The organism is Amycolatopsis echigonensis (assembly GCF_002846615.1).
Taxonomy (GTDB): Bacteria; Actinomycetota; Actinomycetes; order Mycobacteriales; family Pseudonocardiaceae; genus Amycolatopsis; species Amycolatopsis echigonensis.
Genome location: NZ_PJMY01000003.1, coordinates 3,365,402 through 3,387,130 on the forward strand (window position 1 = coordinate 3,365,402; position 21,729 = coordinate 3,387,130).

20 protein-coding genes, 1 tRNA gene and 1 other RNA gene are annotated in these 21,729 nt (G+C 68.7%); 12 read left to right on the forward strand and 10 right to left on the reverse strand.

All coding sequences use genetic code 11. The features are described from left to right. Positions 1-342: 342 nt before the first annotated feature. From ATK30_RS20830 to ATK30_RS20840, 3 genes are all read right to left on the reverse strand, one after another. A complete protein-coding gene (locus ATK30_RS20830; protein WP_101437027.1) occupies positions 343-720 on the reverse strand; it encodes a nuclear transport factor 2 family protein in 378 nt (125 codons plus the stop codon). 101 nt (positions 721-821) lie between these two features. Then, positions 822-906, reverse strand: a tRNA-Ser gene (locus ATK30_RS20835). Between the two features lie 63 nt (positions 907-969). Continuing rightward, the gene (locus ATK30_RS20840; protein ID WP_101437028.1) at positions 970-1,719 is read right to left on the reverse strand and encodes a PP2C family protein-serine/threonine phosphatase; all 750 of its coding nucleotides are present in this window, start codon (positions 1,717-1,719) and stop codon (positions 970-972) included. A 77-nt stretch (positions 1,720-1,796) separates the two neighbouring features. On the opposite strand from ATK30_RS20840, the gene ATK30_RS20845 reads away from it, so the two are divergent. Then, on the forward strand, positions 1,797-3,539 hold the full coding sequence (locus ATK30_RS20845) for an HsdM family class I SAM-dependent methyltransferase (protein WP_101437029.1): 1,743 nt from the start codon (positions 1,797-1,799) through the stop codon (positions 3,537-3,539). Positions 3,540-3,556: 17 nt separating this feature from the next. Then, a complete protein-coding gene (locus tag ATK30_RS20850; protein ID WP_101437030.1) occupies positions 3,557-4,450 on the forward strand; it encodes a serine/threonine-protein kinase in 894 nt (297 codons plus the stop codon). Here ATK30_RS20850 and ATK30_RS20855 read toward each other — a convergent pair. Both ATK30_RS20855 and ATK30_RS46275 read right to left on the reverse strand, forming a co-directional pair. Further along, positions 4,434-4,952, reverse strand: coding sequence for a hypothetical protein (locus tag ATK30_RS20855; protein ID WP_101437031.1), 519 nt, complete (start codon positions 4,950-4,952; stop codon positions 4,434-4,436). The two genes, ATK30_RS20850 and ATK30_RS20855, sit on opposite strands and share 17 nt — an antisense overlap. Positions 4,953-5,173: 221 nt before the next feature. Next, positions 5,174-5,533, reverse strand: coding sequence for a hypothetical protein (locus ATK30_RS46275; protein WP_244194679.1), 360 nt, complete (start codon positions 5,531-5,533; stop codon positions 5,174-5,176). A gap of 37 nt (positions 5,534-5,570) precedes the next feature. Between ATK30_RS46275 and ATK30_RS46280 the strand changes: the two genes are divergently transcribed. After that, on the forward strand, positions 5,571-5,843 hold the full coding sequence (locus tag ATK30_RS46280; protein ID WP_244194680.1) for a L,D-transpeptidase family protein: 273 nt from the start codon (positions 5,571-5,573) through the stop codon (positions 5,841-5,843). Positions 5,844-5,935: 92 nt separating this feature from the next. Next, a complete protein-coding gene (locus ATK30_RS20865) occupies positions 5,936-8,908 on the forward strand; it encodes a PQQ-dependent sugar dehydrogenase (RefSeq protein ID WP_101437033.1) in 2,973 nt (990 codons plus the stop codon). 339 nt (positions 8,909-9,247) lie between these two features. Here the strand turns inward: ATK30_RS20865 and ATK30_RS20870 are convergent, their stop codons facing one another. Both ATK30_RS20870 and ATK30_RS20875 read right to left on the reverse strand, forming a co-directional pair. After that, positions 9,248-10,765 carry a 3-hydroxyacyl-CoA dehydrogenase gene (locus ATK30_RS20870; protein WP_101437034.1) on the reverse strand — a complete coding sequence of 506 codons (1,518 nt, stop codon included), beginning with the start codon at positions 10,763-10,765 and terminating at the stop codon, positions 9,248-9,250. A gap of 46 nt (positions 10,766-10,811) precedes the next feature. Beyond that, positions 10,812-11,492 carry a TetR/AcrR family transcriptional regulator gene (locus ATK30_RS20875; protein WP_101437035.1) on the reverse strand — a complete coding sequence of 227 codons (681 nt, stop codon included), beginning with the start codon at positions 11,490-11,492 and terminating at the stop codon, positions 10,812-10,814. 126 nt (positions 11,493-11,618) lie between these two features. Here ATK30_RS20875 and ATK30_RS20880 point away from each other — a divergent pair, with 126 nt between their 5' ends. Continuing rightward, the gene (locus ATK30_RS20880; RefSeq protein ID WP_101437036.1) at positions 11,619-12,065 is read left to right on the forward strand and encodes a nitroreductase family deazaflavin-dependent oxidoreductase; all 447 of its coding nucleotides are present in this window, start codon (positions 11,619-11,621) and stop codon (positions 12,063-12,065) included. Position 12,066: 1 nt separating this feature from the next. On the opposite strand, the gene ATK30_RS20885 is transcribed toward ATK30_RS20880, so the two are convergent. Then, positions 12,067-12,261: a hypothetical protein gene (locus ATK30_RS20885; protein ID WP_101437037.1), complete on the reverse strand. Its 195-nt coding sequence runs from the start codon at positions 12,259-12,261 to the stop codon at positions 12,067-12,069. A gap of 69 nt (positions 12,262-12,330) precedes the next feature. After that, the gene (locus ATK30_RS20890) at positions 12,331-12,900 is read right to left on the reverse strand and encodes a hypothetical protein (RefSeq protein WP_101437038.1); all 570 of its coding nucleotides are present in this window, start codon (positions 12,898-12,900) and stop codon (positions 12,331-12,333) included. 169 nt (positions 12,901-13,069) lie between these two features. On the opposite strand from ATK30_RS20890, the gene ATK30_RS20895 reads away from it, so the two are divergent. The 3 genes from ATK30_RS20895 to ATK30_RS20905 are packed head-to-tail and all read left to right on the forward strand — an operon-like array spanning position 13,070 to position 17,213. Further along, complete coding sequence (locus ATK30_RS20895; protein WP_009084604.1) at positions 13,070-13,822, forward strand: response regulator transcription factor; 753 nt, start codon at positions 13,070-13,072, stop codon at positions 13,820-13,822. After that, on the forward strand, positions 13,797-15,299 hold the full coding sequence (locus ATK30_RS20900; protein WP_101437039.1) for a sensor histidine kinase: 1,503 nt from the start codon (positions 13,797-13,799) through the stop codon (positions 15,297-15,299). The genes ATK30_RS20895 and ATK30_RS20900 overlap by 26 nt, the downstream gene beginning before the upstream one ends. A 45-nt stretch (positions 15,300-15,344) precedes the next feature. Further along, positions 15,345-17,213: a glycosyltransferase family 39 protein gene (locus tag ATK30_RS20905; RefSeq protein ID WP_101437040.1), complete on the forward strand. Its 1,869-nt coding sequence runs from the start codon at positions 15,345-15,347 to the stop codon at positions 17,211-17,213. On the opposite strand, the gene ATK30_RS20910 is transcribed toward ATK30_RS20905, so the two are convergent. After that, positions 17,200-18,105 carry a serine/threonine dehydratase gene (locus ATK30_RS20910; RefSeq protein WP_101437041.1) on the reverse strand — a complete coding sequence of 302 codons (906 nt, stop codon included), beginning with the start codon at positions 18,103-18,105 and terminating at the stop codon, positions 17,200-17,202. The two genes, ATK30_RS20905 and ATK30_RS20910, sit on opposite strands and share 14 nt — an antisense overlap. Before the next feature lie 261 nt (positions 18,106-18,366). Here ATK30_RS20910 and ATK30_RS20915 point away from each other — a divergent pair, with 261 nt between their 5' ends. The 4 genes from ATK30_RS20915 to ffs all read left to right on the forward strand — a co-directional run bounded on the left by ATK30_RS20915 (position 18,367) and on the right by ffs (position 21,719). After that, the gene (locus ATK30_RS20915; protein ID WP_101437042.1) at positions 18,367-20,700 is read left to right on the forward strand and encodes a sensor histidine kinase; all 2,334 of its coding nucleotides are present in this window, start codon (positions 18,367-18,369) and stop codon (positions 20,698-20,700) included. Beyond that, the gene (locus ATK30_RS20920) at positions 20,697-21,116 is read left to right on the forward strand and encodes a roadblock/LC7 domain-containing protein (protein WP_043834557.1); all 420 of its coding nucleotides are present in this window, start codon (positions 20,697-20,699) and stop codon (positions 21,114-21,116) included. The genes ATK30_RS20915 and ATK30_RS20920 overlap by 4 nt, the downstream gene beginning before the upstream one ends. Positions 21,117-21,119: 3 nt before the next feature. Next, entirely contained in the window at positions 21,120-21,614 is a 495-nt protein-coding gene (locus ATK30_RS20925; RefSeq protein WP_101437043.1) for a GTP-binding protein, read from the forward strand. Positions 21,615-21,619: 5 nt separating this feature from the next. Continuing rightward, positions 21,620-21,719, forward strand: an RNA gene (gene ffs, locus ATK30_RS20930) — signal recognition particle sRNA small type. Positions 21,720-21,729 lie beyond the last annotated feature (10 nt).

The following is a 21,729-nucleotide window of genomic DNA, read 5'->3' on the forward strand; positions in this document are numbered from 1 at the left end:
GGAACGACCACGTACAAACTTAGCGTGATCAAGTGTTTTCGGTAAGTAAGTGACGGCGGGAGAATCGACAAAGCCCCGGACGCGGTTGGCGGTCCGGGGCCTGTCAGGCGTTGGCTCCACTGGTGCGCACGCGGGGCCCGAAACCCGCGTTCCAGCCTTCTGACCTGCGGGTTCGTGGTGCGTGCGCGACGGCCAACGCCCAGGTCAAAACGGTATTCGTGACACCGGGGAACCTCTCCGGACAGCTGCGATCAAGTCTGCGGCGAAGCCTAGCGGGTAGCACCGTCCGGCCGATCCCAGCCCCTGCCGCGGTCGCGGACAGCGACGGCCCGCCCCCCCGGTTCAGCGAGCCCCGGCCGGATTCGGGTCGTCGCCGAGGTAGGTGCCGTAACCCTCGACGACGAGCGGGCCGTCGAAGACCAGGACCTCGTTGACCAGCCCGCCCTTCTGGTTGCGGTAGTTGATGACGAGCGCGTGCAGTCCGACGTAGACGCCGAGCACCTCGAAGCGGAGATCGGGAATCCGGCGCAATCCCTCGGCCCAGTACGCGCGCAACGCCGCTTTGCCGCGGATCACGCCGTCCCCGCCGAGCACCTGAACGGCCACCGGCGACCGGAAGGTCACGTCGTCGGCTAAGTGGGTCATCAGGGCGTCGAGATCGCGGGCGTTCCAAGCCTTCGCCCAGTGGTCGGCGAACTCGCGAGCTGAGCGGTGGTCCATGAACGAATTCTGCCAGCGGAAGATCGTTGCCTGGCAAGGGATTTACCGCACAACGACGAAGGTCCCGGCTTCTGGGAAGCCGGGACCTTCGTGTGTTGCGGCGGAGGATACAGGATTCGAACCTGCGAGGGCGTGAACCCAACACGCTTTCCAAGCGTGCGCCTTAGGCCGCTCGGCCAATCCTCCGTGGGGAAGAATACCGGATGGCCTTCCCGCCTCCCGCAGGTGGTCCGACCTGCGCGAACCGGGTCAGGCTGGGACGACGTCGGCGACCACGATGGTGATGTTGTCCGGGCCGCCGCCCTCGTTGGCCAGTGCGATGAGCCTCGGGACGATTTCGTCGGGGGTGCCTTGGGAGAGGACCTCCTGGATGGCCGGTTCGCTGGCGCCCGCGGTGAGGCCGTCGGAGCAGAGCAGGTAGCGGTCGCCGGCTTGCGGGGTGAATTCCCAGACGTCCGGTTCGGCCGAGCCGGTGCTCAGGAGGGCCTTCATCAGCATCGAGCCGCGCGGGTGGCCGTCGGCGTCGGCGGCGCTGATGGTGCCGTCTTCGACCAGGGCCTGGGCCAGGGTGTGGTCGCGCGTGATGCGCTGCAGTTCGCCGTCGCGCAGGAGGTAGCCGCGGGAGTCGCCGACGTGGGCCGCGGCGAAGTGGGTGCCGTCGAACAGCAGGGCGGTGAGGGTGGTGCCCATGCCGTGGGTGGCGGGGGTTTGCTCGGCCACCTTGGCGAGCTCTTCGGCGATTCGGCGGACGCCGTCGGAGAGCAGGTTCGACAGGTTCTGCGCGGTGAGGTCCAGGGTGCGCAGCTCCGCGTCCAGCGACGCCAGCACGCTGACCGCGGTCGAGCTGGCCACTTCGCCGTGCGGCTGGCCGCCGATCCCGTCGGCCACCACGAGCAGCCGCCCGCTGGCGTACACGGAGTCCTCGTTGTTGGTGCGTCGTCGCCCTTGGTCGGAGCCCGCTGAGTAGCGCAGGGCGAACCGGGTCTGCTCGGTGGCCATGTCCCCATAAAACCATTGGTTGACTGAGTTAACAAGCTAAACGATGGAAACCGCTGTCGTCAGCTATCGTGCTCGGCATGGCAGACGACGCGGCGGTGAGTGCGGCCGACATCGCGCGCCTGGCGGGCGTGCGCCGGGCGGCGGTGAGCAACTGGCGACGCCGCCATGACGATTTTCCCAAACCGGTCGGCGGCACGGCGTCCAGCCTGTTGTTTTCGCTGCCGGAGGTGCAGGCGTGGCTGCGCGGACGCGGCCGTCCGTTCGAGCTGACGCCGATTGACGAAGCGTGGCAACGGCTGCGTGCACTGGGAGACGACCTCGATCTCGGGGCGCGGCTGGCGTCGGTCGGCGAATATCTCGCGGACGACGCCGAGGGACCGGACGATCCAGAGTTGCGGGCGCTGATCTCTCGGCTCGCCGTGAACGGAGGTGCGGCGGAGACCTTCGAGCAGCTCTGTGACCGTTTCTTCGAGGCACACGCCCGTCGGCTCTCCACCACACCGACTGTGTACGCCGACCTGATGGTGCGGCTGACCGGCGCGAAGGGGGCAACGGTGCTCGACCCGGCGTGCGGGTTCGGCTCCCTGCTGCTGGCCGCCGCGGCGACCCGGGCGCGTGGGCAGGACGTCGATCCGGACACCGCGCGGATCGCGGGCATCCGGTTGCGGCTGCACGGCGCGGACACCGAGGTGCACGCCTCGGATGCGTTGCGCGCGGACGCTTTCGCCGGTCGGCTGGCTGACGTCGTGCTGTGCGACCCGCCGTTCAACGAACGCGGTTGGGGACACGAGGAACTCGTCGGCGACACGCGGTGGGAGTACGGCTTGCCGCCGCGTGGCGAGTCGGAGCTGGCGTGGGTGCAGCACTGCCTGGCGCATGTGAAACCTGGTGGCGCGGTGGCGGTGTTGATGCCGGGAGCCGCGGCCGGGCGGCGGAGCGGGAAACGCATCCGGGCCAATTTGCTGCGCGCGGGCGCGCTGCGCGCGGTGTGCACGCTCGCGCCAGGCACCGATCTCTGGCTGCTCACGCGGCCGGAGCCGGGGCGGCGAGCGCCGGCGACCGTGCTGATCGCCGACACCACCCCGGACGACCTCGAGCAGGTGTGGCAGGACTTCCTGGCTGATCCGGACGTCGGCGAACGCATCATCGACGTGCTCGACGACGATGTCGACCTGACCCCGTCGGGCCGTCCTGGCCGGAACGATTCAGGTGCGGACTTCCTTGCCGCGCAACGGGTTTTCGGGCAGATCGGGATCGAGCTGCCTCAGCTGGAACCGGCTTCCGGCGAAGCCGCGCACACGACCGTCGGCGAGCTGGTGAAGGCGGGCGCGCTGCGGATCACCCACGCGCCGCCCCGTACCGCCGACGGCGACGAACCCGTGCTGACCACCGACGATGTCCTGCTCGGCGGCCCGCCGACCGGGCACGCCGCGCCGGATCCGGCGGCGGTTTTCGCCCACGAAGGCGACGTGGTCGCGTCGGTCACCGGCGCGGTGATCGTCCACAGTGGAGACCCGGTGCGGCTCGGGCCCGCGCTTTCCCGCTATCGCGTGGATCCCGAGTTGCTCGACGCGCAGTTCCTCGCCGGATGCCTGCGCGCCGCGGACTTCCCGGTGCACAGCGCGTCGACCCGGATCGACGCGCGCCGGCTCAAGGTGCCGCGGCATCCGCTCGAAACGCAGCGTGCGTACGGCGTCGCGTTCCGCGCGCTCGCCGACTTCGACCGAGCCCTGCGGCAAACCGCGGAAATCGGCCGCGACCTGGTGCGGCTAGGCTTTGCCGCACTCGCCGAAGGACGGCTGAAGCCCGGTGGCGGGTGAGCGCTGTGAGGGGGCCCATGCTCATCGCGGACCGCTACGACGTCGACGACCTGCCGCTGGGACGCGGCGGCATGGGCGCGGTGCACCGCGGGCTCGACCGGCGGCTCGGCCGGCGCGTCGCGATCAAGCTGCTGCGGGTCCCCGGCGGTGACGAAGAGCTGGAGGAACGCTTCGCCCGCGAAGCGCGGATCCTCGCCACGCTCGACCATCCCGGCGCGCCCACGCTGTACGACTTCGGCGCGCATGACGACCGGTTGTTCCAGGTCATGCAGTTCGTCGAAGGCGTGACGCTGGACGATCTGCTCGCCGAACACGGTCCGCTGCCGGTGCCGTGGGCGGCTGCGATCGCGGCGCAAGCGGCCGCAGTGCTGTCGGCTGCGCACACTCGCGCGGTCTGTCACCGCGACCTCAAACCCGCCAACCTCATGCTCTGTCCGGACGGCAGCGTGAAGGTGATGGACTTCGGGCTCGCCGTGTTGCGCGAAGCCGACACTGCTCGCTTCACGCGCGCGGGACAGCTTCTGGGTACGCCGTCGTACATGGCTCCGGAGCAGATCCAGCGTGGGCACGCGGAGCCGCGAAGCGACCTGTACGCGCTCGGGTGCGTACTGCACGAGATGCTGACTGGCCGTCCGGTCTTCACCGGACCGACGGCGTACGCGGTGTTCGACAAACAGGTGAAGGAACCAGCGCCAGTCGTTCCCGGCGTACCGCGAGAGTTGAACGCGCTTCTCGCGGCGACGCTCGCGAAGGATCCTTCGATGCGACCGTCTGGGGCGGAAGTGCTGTACGCGCATCTCGTGCCCTTCGCGCGGGACTTGCCGCCGTTGCCGGGATTCCTGCACCCGGCGACTGTGCTGAGTCCTTCGCGGATGTACGCGCGCATGGTGGGACTCAGCGGCCAGCGTTGATACTCGTCGGCGTCTGCTCCGAAAGCGGCAAGCCGCGCTTCTGAATGCGGTAGTAGGTGAAGGCGTTCTGTACGCCGATGCTGACGCCGATCGTGAGCATGATCGTCGAAGAGGTCACGGTGTTGCTGACGCCGAGCGCGGCTCCGATAAAGGAGAAGCCGACGCGTACGCCGATGGTGGCGAACCACAGCACCAACGTGAGCGGAGTGCCCTTCACGAACGTCGTGCCTTCGCGAGCGCTCAGGACCGAAGTGGAGCTGCGCAGGACGCCCAGCAGCGCGAGGACCACGATGTCGCCAGCCAGTAGCGCGTATTCCGTCGCGGTCGCGCTTTGCAGCGCGGTAGCGGCGGAGAACACGCCGATCGCGATCAGGATGAACGGGAGCGTCAGCAAACGCTTGCGGCTGAGGAGGGTGCCGCGCCATTGCCGGTAGACGACCCGGTACAGGACGAGCGCCGCGATGGCGACGTAGAGAACGATGGTGAGCGGGCCGAGGTTCACTGTGCTCCTTAGCGGGGTGGTCGGCTTCGCCCGGCCGGCGGCGGGTGCCGGGAGGCTGCCCGGCGTGCTTCCAGCCTCGCCGCAATCGATGCGTTTTTCGTCGGCGTACGGGCTGGTGCCGGGTGGATTCGCGAGTCCACCCGAGGGTGGAGACGCCGGATCGTGACCATTGCCGAGCAACCACGTGCGGGTGGTCGTCGTCTATTCGGGTGATACGGGTCCTACTGAATGTGACCCGACCTAACGCGGGGGTATCGGATCGTGAAGAGGGTTCTGGTGGGGATCGCGGCGCTGGCCGCGGCTTTCGGGCTCGTGGCGTGCTCGGGCGGCGGCACCGGGTCGGCTTCCGGCGGCGGCGCGGTGGCCGCGGCGGCGACCGCGCCCAGTTCGTCTTCCAGCGCGCCGACCAGCAGCTCTGCCCCGGCGACCAGCAGCAGTCCGGAGAGCACCAGCACGAAGCCGACTCCGAAACCGGCGCCCAAGCCTGCTCCGAAGCCGAAGGCCGACCCGGAGCCGAGCACCGCCGACGTCCCGTGCGAGGCGGCCGCCGCCGCTTCGGGCACCAGCGCCTGTGTCGACATTTCCGCGCACCGCGCCTGGCTGCTGCAGGACGGAAAGGTGATCTACGGTCCGGTCTCGATGCTGCCCGGGCGCACGGGACACGCGACCCCGATCGGCACGTTCCACGTGCTGTCCAAGGAAAAGATGCACCTGAGCAAGGAGTTCGACAACGCGCCGATGCCGAACTCGGTCTTCTTCTATCCGGGCGACGCGTTCCACACCGGCAGCCTGAAGGTGTACTCGCACGGCTGCGTTCACCTGTCGGCGACGTCGTCGCTGCGGTTCTTCAACACCCTGCACGTCGGCGACGTGGTCCAGGTCGTGTCCTGACCTGGCGTGTCACGTTCGGATAAATTCCACCCGATAGCGGCAACTTTGTCCCCCTTTAGAGCGATTACCGAACGCTCAGAAAGGGGGCCTGGATGGCCTGGCGCAAGCTCCGTTCCCTGCTCGTGGCCGCAGTCGCGGTTTTCGCGGTTCCTGTAGCGGTCGCCCCGGCGGCAGCAGCCGACACCCCGGCGCTGCCGCCGGGGTTCGTCTTGCGGGACCTGCCGACCGGACTCGGGCAGTACGACTTCACTGACTTCGCCTGGCTGCCCGACGACAGCGTGCTGGCGCTAGGCAAGTCCGGCGTCGTCAACTGGGTCCCGGCCGCGGGCGGCGGCGCACCGGTGCGGATCGCGACTTTCCCGGTCGAAACGCAGGGCGACATGGGCCTCACGGGCATCGCGCTCGCGCCGGACTACGCCACCTCGCACCAGATCTACCTGAACCGTTCGGTGTCGCTGGGCAATGGCCAGTACACGCTGCGCGCCGCCAAGTTCACCGTGCAGCTCGACAGCGCGGGCCATCCGTCCGGACTGACCGGGGAGCAGGTGATTTTCGACCTGCCCGGCAGTCCGTATTACATCCACGGTCTCGACACGGTTTACCCCGCGCCGGACGGCACGCTCTGGTACTCCGTCGGCGACAACGGCGACGCGGGCAAGACCAATCCGGTCGCCTTCGTCGCGCAGGACCTCGACTCGCCGTTCGGCAAGATCCTGCACCTCACCGCGGACGGCAAGGGCGTGCCGAGCAATCCGTACTACAACGCGGCCGCCCCGGATTCCGCTCGCAGCAAGGTGTTCGCGAGCGGGTTCCGCAACCCGTTCCGGTTCAGCCTTGACCCGAAGAGCGGGCTGCCGGTGGTCGGCGACGTCGGCTGGTACACGTGGGAAGAGCTGGACGTCGTGCAGCCGGGCGCGAATGCCGCTTGGCCTTGCTACGAGGGGAACCACCCGACCCCGGGGTATTCGACTGACTCGCGTTGCGCTTCGGTGGTGAACACTCCGCCATTGTGGGACTACCAGCACGGGACAGGCCCTTCGCAGGGGAACTGTGTCACTGGCGGGATTGTGTATGGGGGCACGACTTATCCGGCTGCTTACCAGGGTGCGTACTTCTTCGGCGACTACGCGGGGCAGAAGATCTGGACGCTGCGGTACGACGCGCAGGGCAAGCTCACGCAGGCGCCTGCGAGTCCCGCGCCGTTCCTGAATGTTGGCGGGGTTACGCGGATTTCCGCCGCGCCTAACGGGGACATTGTCTTCAGCGACCTCAACTCCGGGTTGCTGCGGCGGTTGAGCTACTCGACGAACAACGCTCCGCCGGTGGCTAAGGCGACCTCGACTACGGACCCGGATACTCGCACGGTTTCATTTGATGCCAGTGGTTCTACTGATGCCGACGGCGATCCGCTCACGTATTCTTGGGACTTCGGCGACGGCAGCACCGGCACGGGTGTTCAGGCCAGCCATCAGTATGGGGATGGTGCTTCATTCACTGCGACGTTGACGGTCTCGGATCCGCTTGGCGGCGTCGGGACTGCGCAAGTTGCTGTCGCGCCGGGCATTCACTCGCCGGTGCTTACTTTGTCCGCGCCGGACAAGGATTTCGCGGTCGGTGATCCGGTTTCGTTGTCCGCTACGGCGACTGATGTCGAGGATGGCGCACTTCCGATTACGTGGACGTCGTTGATCCGGCACTGTCCGGATCTCGGTGCTTGCCACGTGCACCCCGGTGAGGGTGCGACGGGGCCGACGTTGACGGTGCCGTTTACTGATCACACTGACTCTCGGATGGAGTTCACCGCGACGGTTACCGATAGCGCGGGGGTGCAGGCTAGTAAGACGTATGTCGCCTACCCGCGCCAGCATCGGTTGACGTTGGTGGGGACGCAGCCGGCCGCGTTGAGCATTCCGAGCGAGGGCGGTGTCAGCAGTGCGATGGTCACCGAGGGTGCGACGTTTGACGTGACCGCGCCGTTGGTTGGCACGGATGGGGCGTCGAAGTTCACTGGTTGGCAGGGCGGTCCGGCTAGCACTTCATGGTCGATCACCGTGGGTACTGGTGATATGACGCTGACCGCTAATTACGTGACGGCGATTGATCAGCGGTATGCGGCTGAGCCGGGACTGCAGAGTTTGCTGGGTGCGCCGACGGGGCCGGAGGTTGTCGACGGGCCGGTGCGGTACCGGGTTTATGCGAATGGGCGGTTGTATTGGTCCGCGGCTACCGGGGTGCATGAGATCGGCGGGCAGATCCTGGCTCGGTATCTCGCTATCGGCGGGCATCAGGTTTACGGGCCGCCGGTGACTGACGAGACTCAGACTCCGGATGGGGTGGGACGGTACAACCATTTGCTTGGCACGCCGGGTAGTCAGGCTGCTTCCATTTACTGGACGCCCTCTACCGGGGCGCATTCGGTGCAGGGGCAGATCCGGGTCAAGTGGGCTGCGCTCGGGTGGGAGCGTGGGGTCGGGTACCCGACTACCGATGAGTCTGGAACGCCGGACGGGGTGGGACGGTTCAATCACTTTACCGGTGGGTCGGTGTATTGGACGCCTACTGGTGGGGCGCATCAGATTGGTGGGGCTATTCGGGATAAGTGGGCGTCGTTGGGGTGGGAGCGGGGACTCGGTTATCCGACTACGGATGAGTCTGTGACTCCGGACGGGGTGGGGCGGTATAACCACTTCACTGGTGGTGGGTCGGTGTATTGGACGCCGTCTACTGGGGCGCATCAGATTGGCGGGGCTATTCGGCAGAAATGGGCCTCGTTGGGGTGGGAGCGGGGGTTTGGGTATCCCACTACTGACGAGACTGCGACTCCTAATGGGATTGCTCGGTATAACCACTTTAATGGTGGTGGGTCGATTTACTGGAGTGCTGGTACCGGGGCGCATATGGTGCAGGGGGAGATCCGGAAGCGGTGGGCTGCGTTGGGGTGGGAGAAGGGGTATTTGGGGTTGCCTACCTCGGATGAGTATCCGATTAGCGGGGGTGCTCGTAGTGATTTCCAGGGTGGGTATGTTGTTTACCGGAATGGGGGTACGGCGGATTATCGGTGGTGAGGTTCGGTTGCTCGGTCTGCTCGTCGCCTGGCGGCGACATTGCAGGTGGGTGGTGGCGTGGGGCACCCCGAAGCCTGAGTGTGCTGACGGTTCGGGGGTGCTTGTCAAGGCGGGAAAGATGCCTTGACAAGCACCCCCGAACCGCAGGGGGGCTTCGTATCGGGGTGCGGGGGAGGTGTGGGTGCACCGATGGTTGGGTGCGTCGGTGGCGGTTTTTTTGGGGGGAGAGAGAATCAGAGTTCGTGAAGTAGCCCCTCGTGTGCTGTGGGAGTTGCGAGGGGCGTCTTCACGAAATTGGTGTGGTGTTGGGGCGTATTGCGGGCGAATACCGGCAAAAACTCAGGCCAGGTCGGCGGGGCGGGTGCCGGTGTTGGCCAGGGGCAGGTTCAGTGCTACCCGTTCGGTCAGCCAGGTGCTTGGGCGGTAGCGGGGGTCGCCGGTGGCGCGGAGCAGGCCGTTCAGGATGCGCAGCACCTTTTCCGGTCCGATCAGGTCGCCCCATTCCAGGGGGCCGCGCGGGTAGCCCAGGCCTAGGCGAACCGCGGTGTCGATGTCGGTGGGGACGGCGAGGCCTTGGTCGGCGATGTAGCAGGCCGTATTGATGATCGAGGCCAGGAGGCGTTGTGCGATCGGGGCGGCACCGTCCCGGACGACCGTTACTGGGGTTCCGGTGGCGGCCAGCGCGCCCCAGGCGGCGCGGCCGTAGTGCGGGTCCAGTCCGGGGTGGACGGACAGGGTGAAGCGCGATTCGTAGCCCAATGCATCAACGCCGCAGACGCGCGAGGCGGGCAGTTCCAGTTGTCGCGCAGCCTCCACAGTGGACTCGCCGCGCAGGGTGACCAGCAGCACTGTGTCGGGGTAGGCGTCTGGGACGACGTCGACGCCTGCTGCGGACAGGAGACGGCCCAGGCGTTCGTCGGCGGCGTAGACCGGCATGGTGGGGGCGGGCGGGGCCGTGGGCTCCGGGGGAACTTCTTGCTTCCCGTCGACGTAGCGGTAGAAGCCTTCGCCGGTTTTGCGGCCGAAGAGCCCGGCGGCGACGCGCGGGCGGGTCAGCCACGACGGGCGCAGGCGGGGTTCGGCGTGGAAGCCGTTCCAGATGCTTTCCAGTACCGCGTGCGAGACGTCCAGGCCGGTGAGGTCCAGCAGTTCGAACGGGCCGAGCTTGAGGCCAAGGACGTCGCGCGCGATGCGGTCGATTTCGGCTGGCTCGGCGCGGGATTCGGAAAGCATCTGCAGGGCTTCTGTGTTCAGGCCGCGGCCTGCGTGGTTGACGAGGAAGCCGGGGGCGTCCTTCGCCAGCACGGGTTCGTGACCCCAGCTGCGGACGAGTTTCAGGGCTTCACTAGGCAGCCACTCGGCGGTGCGCGCGCCGGGGACGACCTCGACCAGGCGCATGAGCGGGACTGGATTGAAGAAATGCAGGCCGATCAACCGCGTCGGATCAGTGAGTCCGGCGGCGATCTCCGTGACGGACAGCGAGCTGGTGTTGGTCGCGAAGATCGTGTCAGGGCCGCAGACTTTCTCCAGCCCGGCGAAGAGCGTCTGCTTCGTTTCGAGGTCTTCGCGGACGGCTTCGATCACCAGGTCCACCCCGTCGGCGGGGGCGTGCGGACCGTCGACCGGGACCAGGCGTTCCTTCGCCGCGCGGCCGGCTTCCTCGCTCAGCTTGTCCTTGGCGACCAGCCGGTCGACCATCGCGCCGACGTGGTCGATCGCCGCGGCGACCGCTTCCGGTTGCGCGTCCGCGAGTTCCACGGTGACTCCGCCGGTCGCGGCGAGCTGGACGATGCCGCGTCCCATCACCCCGGTGCCGATCACCCGGATCCTGCCGACCCGCCCGGCCCATTCCGTCACGTCGAACCTGCCTTTCGCGTTGGCGCCACGGCGAACTTACCCCGGACTACAGCCCGACGAAGTCCGCCATCTGCCCGATGAGGTGCTCGAAGTACGCGTCCGCCGGATCAACGCTGCCGACGTACTGGCCGAACAGCTCGAAGTTGAGCGCGCCGAACAGCTGGGTCCAGGCGGCGATGGCGCGCATGACCACCTCGGCCGGGGCGTCGATGTCCAGAATCTTGGTGAGCTGGCTGGCCTGCGCGCGCAGCTCTTCCGACATCGGCGCGGTGACCGCCGGCTCGTGCGGGTGTGCGTCGCGCAGCACTGCGACCAGCGCGAAGGCCACTCGGCCAGCGGGGCCGACGGTGTCCTGCGGAGCTTGGTACCCGGGGATGGGCGAGCCGTAAATGAGTGCGTACTCGTGCGGGTTCGCGCGGGCCCAGTCGCGGGTCGCGCGCCAGATGGCTCGCCAGCGGGCGCGCGGGTCGTCGGTGTGCGGATCGGCCTGTTCGGCGGCCTCGCCGACGGCGTTGTACGCGTCGACGATCAGCGCGGTGAGCAGGTGATCGCGACTCGGGAAGTACCGGTACAGCGCCGACGAGACCATCCCCAGCTCGCGGGCGACCGCGCGCAGGGAAAGTCCGTGCGCGCCGACCTCGGCCAGCTGGCGGCGCGCCTCGTCCTTGATCTCGCGGGTCAGCTCGGCGCGGACTCGTTCGCGGGCGGTCCGGGGTGCGGCAGTCATGCGATCAGTGTGCCTCGAATGAGAGCGCCGCGCAAAATAGAGAGCAGTGCTCTTGACTCGGAGCGGATCGTGGGTGTTCACTGTTCACAACAGAGAGCACCGCTCTCGCAGACCGAGGAGGACCCCATGACCAGCAGCCGCTACCTCGAACCGGGCAAGTCGACCGCGGTGTTCAACGGCCTCATCCGCTGGCTCACCAAGCACGGCCTCAGCGTGTGGGGCAGCCGGGTGCTGGGTGTCCGCGGCCGCAAGTCCGGCGAACTGCGCGAGGTGCCGGTGAACCTGCTGCCATTCGAGGGCAAGCAGTACCTGGTGGCCGCGCGCGGCGAAACGCAGTGGGTGCGGAACCTGCGCGCCGCGGGCGAGGGCCAGCTGACCGTCGGACGGCGCACCGAGACGTTCACCTATCGCGAGCTCTCCAATGAAGAGAAGCCCGCCGTGCTGCGCTCGTACCTCAAGCGCTGGGCGTTCGAGGTCGGCACTTTCTTCGAGGGCGTGGACGCGAAGGCACCGGAGGAGAAGCTGCTGGAGATCGCGCCGGGCTACCCGGTGTTCGAGGTCTTCACCCGGTGAGTCAGCGTGCGCGTTTGCGGAACGCGGTGGCCGAGACGAGGACCACGCCGACCAGGAACGCGACCAGCCCGATCAGGAACCAGAGCTTCTGGCCGGTCATGAAACTGCCGGTCAGCACGCCGACGCCCTGCAGCACCCACACCGCGCCGACGAGCACCAGCACCACCCCGCACGCCAGCGTGATCCACCGCTTCACGACAGCCTCCTCGCTCGCTGTGAAGGACTCCTTGAGGGAACCAGATTCCCTCAAGGAGTCCTTCACGGGCTACCCGCGGCGGCGAGGTTGTCCGTTGCCGAACTGCTGTGCTTCGCCGAGCGAGGTCGCGGTGGCCGTAGTGCCCTGCACCTTCGCGATCACGGTGACGTTGTCGCCGGACTTCGGCGAACCGGTCTTCTGCGTGGACGAATCCAGCGTGTAGGTCTGCTTGTAGCCGTCCTTGCTGGTCAGGGTCACCGAGGTGGCGCTGAGTTCGGTGATCGTCCCGGTTTGCAGGCGTTCGGTCACGTATCCGCCGGCCGGGTCCGTCACCACGAAGTCGCCGTGCAGCGCGTCCCGCAGCGCGGCCATCCCGCCGAACCCGCCGCGGCCGGCGAAACCGCCCTGCCCACCGGGGCCGCCCGGACCGCCGAATCCGCCCGGACCCTGCTGCGCGGTCGCGTTGCTGCCGCTGGTCCCCGCCCAGATCGCCAGTCCGCCGCCCACCGCGATCACCACCGCGACGCCCGCCGCGATCGCGGTTTTCCGGCCCGACCACGTCTTGCCCGGGCCGCTGCCGCCGGATGCGGGAGCAGGCTGCTCTCCCCAGGTCGCGCCCTGTGCTGGATCGGTCGTCATGGTCTCCTCCGGAACGTTCGGGCTTGTCCTTCCCGAGCGTCGGGGCGGCCGCTGTGCGGAAGCTGTGCCGGACGTGGGGGACACCTGTGCACTCCCGCGGGGACGCACGCACAGGAAACACACAGCCAGGGCACAGCCCGACCTGAAGACAGGGCCCGAAGATGGCACCATGAGCAGTGTGAACGCCGCGTCTGCCGGCCGGGGCAAGGCCGAACTGCGCCGCGCGGACGGCAGCCCGGTCCGCGTGCTGGTCGTCGACGACGAGTCGACGCTGGCCGAACTCGTGTCCATGGCCCTGCGGATGGAGGGCTGGGAGGTGCGCAGCGCGGGCACCGGAGCCGAGGCGGTGCGCATCGGCCGAGATTTCCGGCCGGACGCCGTCGTGCTCGACGTGATGCTGCCCGATTTCGACGGGCTCGAGGTGCTGCGCCGGATGCGCGCCGAAACGCCGTATCTGCCGGTTCTCTTCCTGACCGCGAAAGACGCGGTGGAGGACCGGATCGCCGGGCTCACCGCGGGCGGCGACGATTACGTGACCAAGCCGTTCAGCCTGGAAGAAGTGGCGCTGCGGCTGCGCGCGCTGCTGCGCCGGGCGGGCGGCGTTTCCGGAGCGACCGGATCGCAGCTGGTGGTCGGCGATCTGACGCTGGACGAGGACAGCCGCGAGGTGCACCGCGGCGGCGACCTGGTGCCGCTCACCGCGACCGAGTTCGAATTGCTGCGCTACCTGATGCGCAATCCGCGCCGGGTACTGTCGAAGGCGCAGATCCTGGACCGCGTGTGGAGCTACGATTTCGGCGGCCAGGCCAATATCGTCGAGCTGTACATTTCCTACCTCCGCAAGAAAATCGACGCCGATCGGGAACCGATGATCCACACCATGCGCGGCGCCGGGTATGTCCTCAAACCCGCCGCCGGCTGACCCGGCCGCCCGGCCCGGCCGTCGTCCGTGGTCCCTGCGCCGCCGGCTGATCATGCAGCTGGCGGCGCTGCTCGCCTTGGTCTGCGTGGTCGTCGGCGTGGTGACCGAACTGGCGTTGGACAGCTTTCTCGTCGGGCAGCTCGACGGACAGCTGGCGGCGGCGAGCGACCGCGGGTTCCGGCACGGCGTGCCGCGTCCGCCCATCACCGGCTCCGCCAAGCTGCCGCCGGATCCGCTGCGCGTGCTCGGCCAGCCGGAGGGGACGCTCAGCCTGGTCGTCCACGACGGAACGGTCAACGGGCAGGTGATCGGCCCGCTCGGCCTTGTCCAGCTGACGCCGGACCAGGACCGGGTCCTGCTCGTGCTCGCGCCGAACGGCCAGCGCCGCACGGTCGAGCTTCCCGGGAATCTCGGGAGTTACCGCGTGGTCGCGACGTATTCGCCGCGCGGCGAGTTCACCGTGATCGGGCTGCCGATGAACCGGGTCTCGGAAACGTTGTGGCGGCTGGGATTCATCTTCGGAGGTGTCGCGATCTGCGGCATTCTCGTCGCCGGGTTCGCCGGCGCGGTCACGATCCGGCGCACCATGGCTCCGCTCGACCGGCTCGCCGCCACCGCTTCCCGGGTGTCCGAACTGCCCTTGGACCGCGGCGAGGTCGCGCTGTCCGAGCGAGTGCCCGAGGTGGACACTGATCCGCGAACCGAGGTCGGCAAGGTCGGTTCGGCGATCAACCGGATGCTCGGCCACATCGCCGAGGCGCTCGCCGCCCGGCACGCGAGCGAAAGCCGGGTGCGGCAGTTCGTCGCGGACGCGAGCCACGAATTGCGCACGCCGCTCGCCGCGATCCGCGGGTACGCGGAGCTGACCCGGCGCAGCGGCGAACAGGTGCCGCCGGACATCGCGTTCGCGATGAGCCGGGTGGAATCCGAATCGGCGCGGATGACGACGCTCGTGGAGGATCTGCTGCTGCTCGCCCGGCTCGACTCCGGGCGTCCGGTCGTGCACGAGCCGGTCGATTTGTCCCGGCTGGTCGCGGACGCGGTCGCCGATTCCCATGTCGCCGGTCCGGAACACAAGTGGCTGATGGAACTTCCCGGCGAACCGATCGCGGTGCTGGGCGACGCCGGGCAGCTGCACCAGGTGGTGCTGAACCTCCTCGGCAACGCTCGCACGCACACGCCGGCGGGCACCACGGTGACCACGGCACTGTCCACACGAGACGGCTGGGTCACTTTGTCCGTTGTGGACGATGGGCCGGGAATTCCGCCGGAAATCCTGCCCGAGGTATTCGAGCGGTTCGCCCGCGGGGACAATTCCCGGTCGCGTGCCGCGGGCAGCACGGGTCTGGGTCTGGCGATTGTCGCCGCGGTCGTGGCGGCGCATTCCGGCCGCGTGATGGTCGCCAGCGGGCCCGGGCGCACCGAATTCGTGGCTTCGTTCCCGCAATTGCGTGATGGCGGCAACACTCCTTCGTGAGTGATTCACAGCCCGCGCACAGCCCGGGCCGCGAGAATGGCGGGCATGTCGACTCTCGTCGCGCCCGCACCGGTGGGCACGTCACGCTGGGTGCGTCCCGCCGTCGCGGTTCTGCTGCTCGGCACTGCCGCTCTGTACCTCACCAATGTCGCGATTTCCGGGTGGGGCAACGATTTCTACGCGATGGCCGTGCAAGCGGGCACGTGGGACTGGAAAGCGTGGTTCTTCGGTTCGCTTGACCCGGGCAACGTGGTCACCGTCGACAAACCGCCGCTTTCGCTGTGGGTGATGGGATTGTCCGGGCGGATCTTCGGCTTCTCCAGCTGGAGCATGCTGGTCCCGGACGCGTTGGCGGGCGTGGGCTCGGTGGGTCTGCTGTACCTGGCGGTGCGGCGGCTTTCCGGCCCGGTGGCCGGGCTGTTCGCCGGGGCGTTGCTCGCGCTCACTCCGGTGGCCGCGTTGATGTTCCGGTTCAACAACCCGGACGCGTTCCTGGTTCTGCTGCTCGTCGCGGGCGGATATTTCCTGGTGCGGGCGCTGGAAACGGCGAGCACGAAGTGGCTGCTGCTGGCGGGCGTCGCGATCGGCTTCGGGTTCCTCGACAAAATGCTGCAGGCATTCCTCGTGTTGCCCGCCTTCGTGCTCGCGTACGCGGTCGCCGCTCCGACTTCGCTCGGACGGCGGGTGTGGCAATTGCTCGCGGCTGCCGGAGCGGTGGTGGTTTCCGCGGGTTGGTGGGTGCTCGCGGTGGCGTTGTGGCCGGTCGCCGATCGGCCGTACATCAGCGGGTCGACGAACAACAGCGTGCTGGAATTGGCCTTCGGCTACAACGGACTGGGGCGGATTTTCGGGCAATCTCACGGCGGGGACGCGCGGCCGAAACTGCCGGAGTTTCCTGGCGGCGAGGCAATGCGCGGTTTCGGCGGACAGACCGGCTTGACGCGACTGTTCACCGAGCAGTTCGGCGGCGAGGCGTCCTGGCTGTTGCCCGCGGCGTTGATCGGGCTGGTAGCCGGGCTGTGGTTCACCCGGCGCGCGCCGCGCACTGATCGCACTCGGGCGGCACTGCTGCTGTGGGGTGCCTGGACGGTGATCAGCGTCCTCGTGTTCAGCTATATGAGCGGGATCATCCACCCCTACTACACGGTCGCGCTCGCCCCGGGAATCGCTGCCACGGTAGCGATTTCGTCGACCGAACTGTGGCGCGGCCGCACCTACTTCGCGCCGCGCGCGGTGCTCGCGGTGATGCTGGCGGCGACCGTCGCATGGAGTTTCGTTCTGCTGCATCGCACCCCGAACTGGCAGCCGTGGGTGCGATACACCGTGCTCGTGCTCGGCGTCCTGGGAGCGGTCGGGTTGCTGCTCGGGACGGCGCGTCGAGTCGTCGCGGTGCTGGCGCTGGTGGCTGCGCTGCTGGGGATGGCGTCCTTCGCCGTGGCGACCGCGTCGACGGCGCATACCGGCGGGAGCCCGGCGTCCGGACCGCAAAGCCAGCACAAGGGGCGCGGCAGTTTCGGTGGACCACAACAGTCCAATGTGGAGCTGAACCGGTTGCTGGAGACCACGACGACGAAGTGGGCCGCCGCGGAAACCGGCGCGATGCAGGCCGCCGGACTGGCGTTGAACAGCGGCAAACCGGTGCTCGCGGTCGGCGGCTTCAGCGGCAGCGATCCCGCGCCGACGCTCGCGCAATTCCAGCAGTACGTGGCGAGCGGCGAGATCCACTACTTCGTCGTCGGCGCGCGCAACGGCCGCGGCGGCTTCGGCGGTCCAGGTGGCTTCGGCGGCCCAGGCGGTCCCGGCGGTCCGGGCGGCAGCCGCGGCACCTCGGGGAAGATCACCGCCTGGGTGGAGCAGCACTTCCGCTCCACCACGGTCGGCGGCGCGACGGTGTACGACCTCACGCAAAAGTGACCGAGGTATTGGCTCCGCACAAGACAAAACACGGCAGCTCGGCCGGGATGCGCCCGGCCAGCCAGGCGGCCAGCGGAGCCGCGGCGGCTGGTTCGACGACGAGCCGGTAGTCGCGCCACAGCAGATCGCGCGCGGCGAGGATTTCGGCGTCGGACACCAACACGGACGTGACGCGTGGCGAGTTGAGAATCCCGAACGCCAGCTCGCCGACGCGGGTCGCGCCGAGCGCGGAGGCGGCCACTGAGTCGATGGCGACGTCCACCGGCCCGCCCGCGGCGAGGGCGGCGTGCAGCGCCTGGCAGTGCTCCGGCTCCACGGCGAACACCTGACGGCCTTCCGCGGCCAGCGTCGCGCCGGACGCCAGCCCGCCACCGCCCACTGCGACGGCGATGGCGTCGACGTCCGGTGCGTCGGCCACGATTTCCGCCGTCGCGGTTCCTTGCCCGGCGATTACGTCGGCGTCGTCGTACGCGTGCAAGTAGCGGGTGCCGGGTTCCTCGGCGACGGCCAGCGCGGCTGTCGCGGCTTCGCCGTACGTCGCGCCGTGCCGGATGAGCTTGGCGCCAGCCGCTTCGATGCCGGCGGCCTTGGCTTCGGGCACCGACTCCGGCACGTAGACGACCGCGGGAACGCCGAGCGATTGGGCAGCGGTGGCGACGCCGAGGCCGTGATTGCCGCCGGAAGCCGTGACCACCCGTTTCGGCTTAGGCCCGTTGATCAGGGCGTTTACCGCTCCGCGCAGTTTGAAGGAACCGGACCGCTGGAGCTGCTCCAGCTTGAGCACGAGCGGACGACCGTCGATTTCGGTGCGTAACAGCGGTGTCCACCGGACGTGTGGTCGGAGGCGGAGGTGGGCAGCGGCGACGTCGGCGGCGACAGGGGCGATGCGCATATCGGTCATTCTCCTCTCACCCCGCCCTCCGTGCGTGCCGCTCGCCGGAAAAACCCCAGCGTGCCAGGCCGCGACCCGGAAGAAGAGGGCATTGTCTAGATCTTGCAAGCCTCGCTAAGCTCTGCGCAGACGTGGGGTGTCCGACCATGTGCGTACCGCGACGAGTGCTACTGAGAGTAGTAGCGTCCTGCTAGTGTCCCCGTTCGGTGCACTTCACGCCTCGGTCTCGTCGGGACTCCTCGGGAACGGAAGGTGACGTGGATGCGCGACGGCTCGGTCCGGTCGCGGGAATCCGCTGCGCGGCTGCTCGACCGCCTCGGGATCCGTACTGTGCGGGCGCGAGTGACCGTGCTGGTCGTGGCTCCGCTGATTCTGGTCGCAGCGGCGGCGGTCCCCCTCGTGGTCACCCAGGTCAGCGCCGCGTCGGCGGCCGCGACCGCTTCGGACGCGGTGGCGCGGGCACAGTGGGTGGGCGGCCTCGTCGGGCAGTTGCAGCGGGAAAGCCTGCTCACCGCCGCTTTTGTCGCTGACCCGTCCGCCACCAATTCGGCGCTCGTCCGGCAGCAGCAGGCGGTGGACAGCGCTGCGCACGGCGTCGCGGACAGCCTGGTCAGCCAAGGCGGCGCACTGTCGAAACTGCGGCAGAACACGCTCAATCGTCAGATTTCCGTAGCTGACGTCGCTTCTGGCTACGATTCTATGTCTATCGGCCTGATCGACGCTCTAGGGCTGACCACTTCGGACAGTGCTGGTGCCCGGCAGCTCGACGCCCTGCTGCGCGCGGACGAACAACGAGCGGCCCGGGCGACCGCGCTGATCGCGTCCGCCGGAGCCGACCGCGCGGGCCAGCGCGCTGCTGTCTACGGAGAACAGTTCGCGCGGCTGGCCGGGAACCAGGACGCGGCACAGGTCGCCGCGGTCGAGGCCGGAGTGACGGCCCAGCAGCTCGACCGGCTGGCCGCCGCGCCGCGGCAGGACCGGCAGTTTGTGTCCGATGTGGTCACTGCCGGTACTCAACTCGCCGATCAGCGCGACGCTGTCGAAACCCGGATCGCCGGTGCGATCGCCGATGCCGCCTCCGCGAAAGCGTCCAGTGCGACTCGGACGGCCTTCCTTGTCGGCGGTGCCGCGATTGTCCTTTTCGGACTCGTTGCCGCATTGTCCGTACTGGCCGCGCGATCCATTGCCCGGCCGCTGCGCCGGTTGAGCATCCAAGCCCGTTCGACGGCCGACCTCGCCGCCGCCGAATTGGTTCAGGTCGGCGAGCCGGAATCGGGTCCGCCGCACCCGTCGCTGCCCGCTCTCGACGCTGGAACCGGCGGCGAACTGGCTGAGCTGGCCGATGCGTTCAATCGGCTTCGCGGCACCGCGGCCGACGCGGTGACCGAGCAGGCGAACGCGCGCCGCGCCGGGCTCCAGCTGCTGGTCGGAGCGGCCAAGCGCACGCAGAACCTGGTCGCCGGGCAGCGCACCATGGTCGAGGAATTGACTCGCGGCACCGACGATCCGGTGCTGCTCGCCGGACTGCATCGCGTGGGGCACGCCGCCCTCCGGCTTCGCCGCACCGCCGACGATCTGCTCGTGGTGACCGGAAACCGGGACGAAACGCGGGTCGGCGGCCCGATCGAACTGGCCACCGCGTTGCGCTCGGCCGCCGCGGAAATCGACGACGAATCCCGGATCCGGATCGGCGAACCGGCGGAGGCGCTGCTCGCGCCGTCGCTGGGGATCGACCTCGTGCTGCTGTTCGCCGAACTGCTGGAAAACGCCGCCGCGTTCTCGCCGCCGGAGTCGGCGGTGGAGATTGCGACGGAGTTCGAGCCGTCCGGCGATCTGCTGGTGCGCATCGCCGACCACGGCATCGGGCTGCCCGAGGACCGGTTGGCGCAGGAGAACCGCCGGCTCGCCGAACCGGTCGACGCGACGTCCGGGCAGCAGCTCGGCCTGGCCGTGGTCGGACGGCTCGCGCGGCGGCATTCGCTGCGCGTCGAGCTGGAGTCCACTCCGGACGACGGCGTGACGGCCAAGGTATCCGTGCCGCAGGCGTTGTTCACCCGGGACGTCGATTTCCGTCGCGGGCCTGGGCTTTTCGAACCGGGCCAGGTGCCGGACCCGCGTCCGGTGCTGCTGCCCGCGCCCGCGATCGCCGCGTTGTCCACACCGGCTCCTCCCGGGTTCCAGTGGTTCACCGATCCGCCGGAACCCGAAGCCGGCGAAGCGAAGCCGGACGAGACCGAGGCTCCGAAATGGCCGGAGGCGGAACCGGAATTCGCCTCCCTCACCGGGACGCTGGAACTCCCCGGCGAGCCCGAAGAATCCACAACGGACACCGCGGACACGCGGGAGGCCGCTGATCCGTCGCCGACGCACCAGTTCACCGTGGTGCAACCGGAATCCCGCGACGGGGTGTTCCGCCGCGTCCCCGGAGCCCAGCTGGCTCCCGGTCTCAAAATTCCGCAGATCGTCCGGACTCCGTTGCCGCGCCGCGAATTGCGCGATCCGGCCGCCGAGCGGGCCACCTTCGACTCGTTTTCCGACGGCGTCGCCAAAGCACAGCAAGTCACCGCTCAGCAGGCCGATCAAGGAGGATCATGACCGTTCCCGCCGCCGCGCAGAACTTCAACTGGCTGGTCAATCGCTTCGCACTGCACACCGCGGGGGCGATCGCCGCGCTCGCGGTGTCCGCGGACGGCCTGTTGATCGCCGCGTCGCAGGACCTCGACCGCGCGGACGCCGACCGGCTCGCGGCGACCTGCTCGGCGATGCTCGCGCTGGCCCAGAGCGTGTCCGAAAGCCATCCGCTCGGCGATCCGGACAAGGTCGTGGTCGAACTGGAACGCGGCTACCTGGTGGTCTGCACCATCAGCATCGGCTGTTCGCTCGGTGTGCTGGCGAACAAACAGGCCAGTCTCGGCACGATCGCCTACGAGATGGCGATGTTCGCCAACCGCGCGTCCGAAGTCCTTACCCCCGCGCTGGTCGAGGAGTTGAAGAACACCACGTTCGCCTGACCCGTGAAGATTCTCGTGCTTGGCCCGGCCGGAGCCGGGAAAACGACGGCGGTGCAGGCCGTTTCGGAGATCGCGCCGGTGCGCACCGACACCGGCGACACCACCGCGGCCCTCGACTTCGGCAGGCTGGGCGAGGGCGAGCGGCGCCGCTACCTGTTCGGCGCGCCGGGACAGCCGCGGTTCTGGTTCCGCTGGCCCGACCTCGTGCGGGGCGCGGACGCCGCGCTCGTGGTGGTCGACCCGCGGCGGATCGCGGACGCCTACCCGGTGCTCGACGCGGTCGAAGGGCTCCGGCTGCCGTTCGTGGTCGGGGTGAACTGCTTCGACGGCCTGCTCACCCGGCCGCTGCACGACGTGCGCTGGGCGTTGACCGTGCGCGACGGCGTCCCGGTGCACCCGTTCGACGCCCGCGACCCGGCGTCCGTGCGGGAGGTGCTCGACCTGGTCTCGGCGGGGGTGGCCGAGGGGGCGCGAGCGCGGCAACCGAGTCCGCTATAGTCGTCTGCGGGGACCCCCCGTGGCGTCCACCCTGTGAACTTCCCCAGGGCCGGAAGGCAGCAAGGATAAGCGGGCTCTGGCGGGTACGGGGGGAACCCGCTTTTCGCTGATGCGG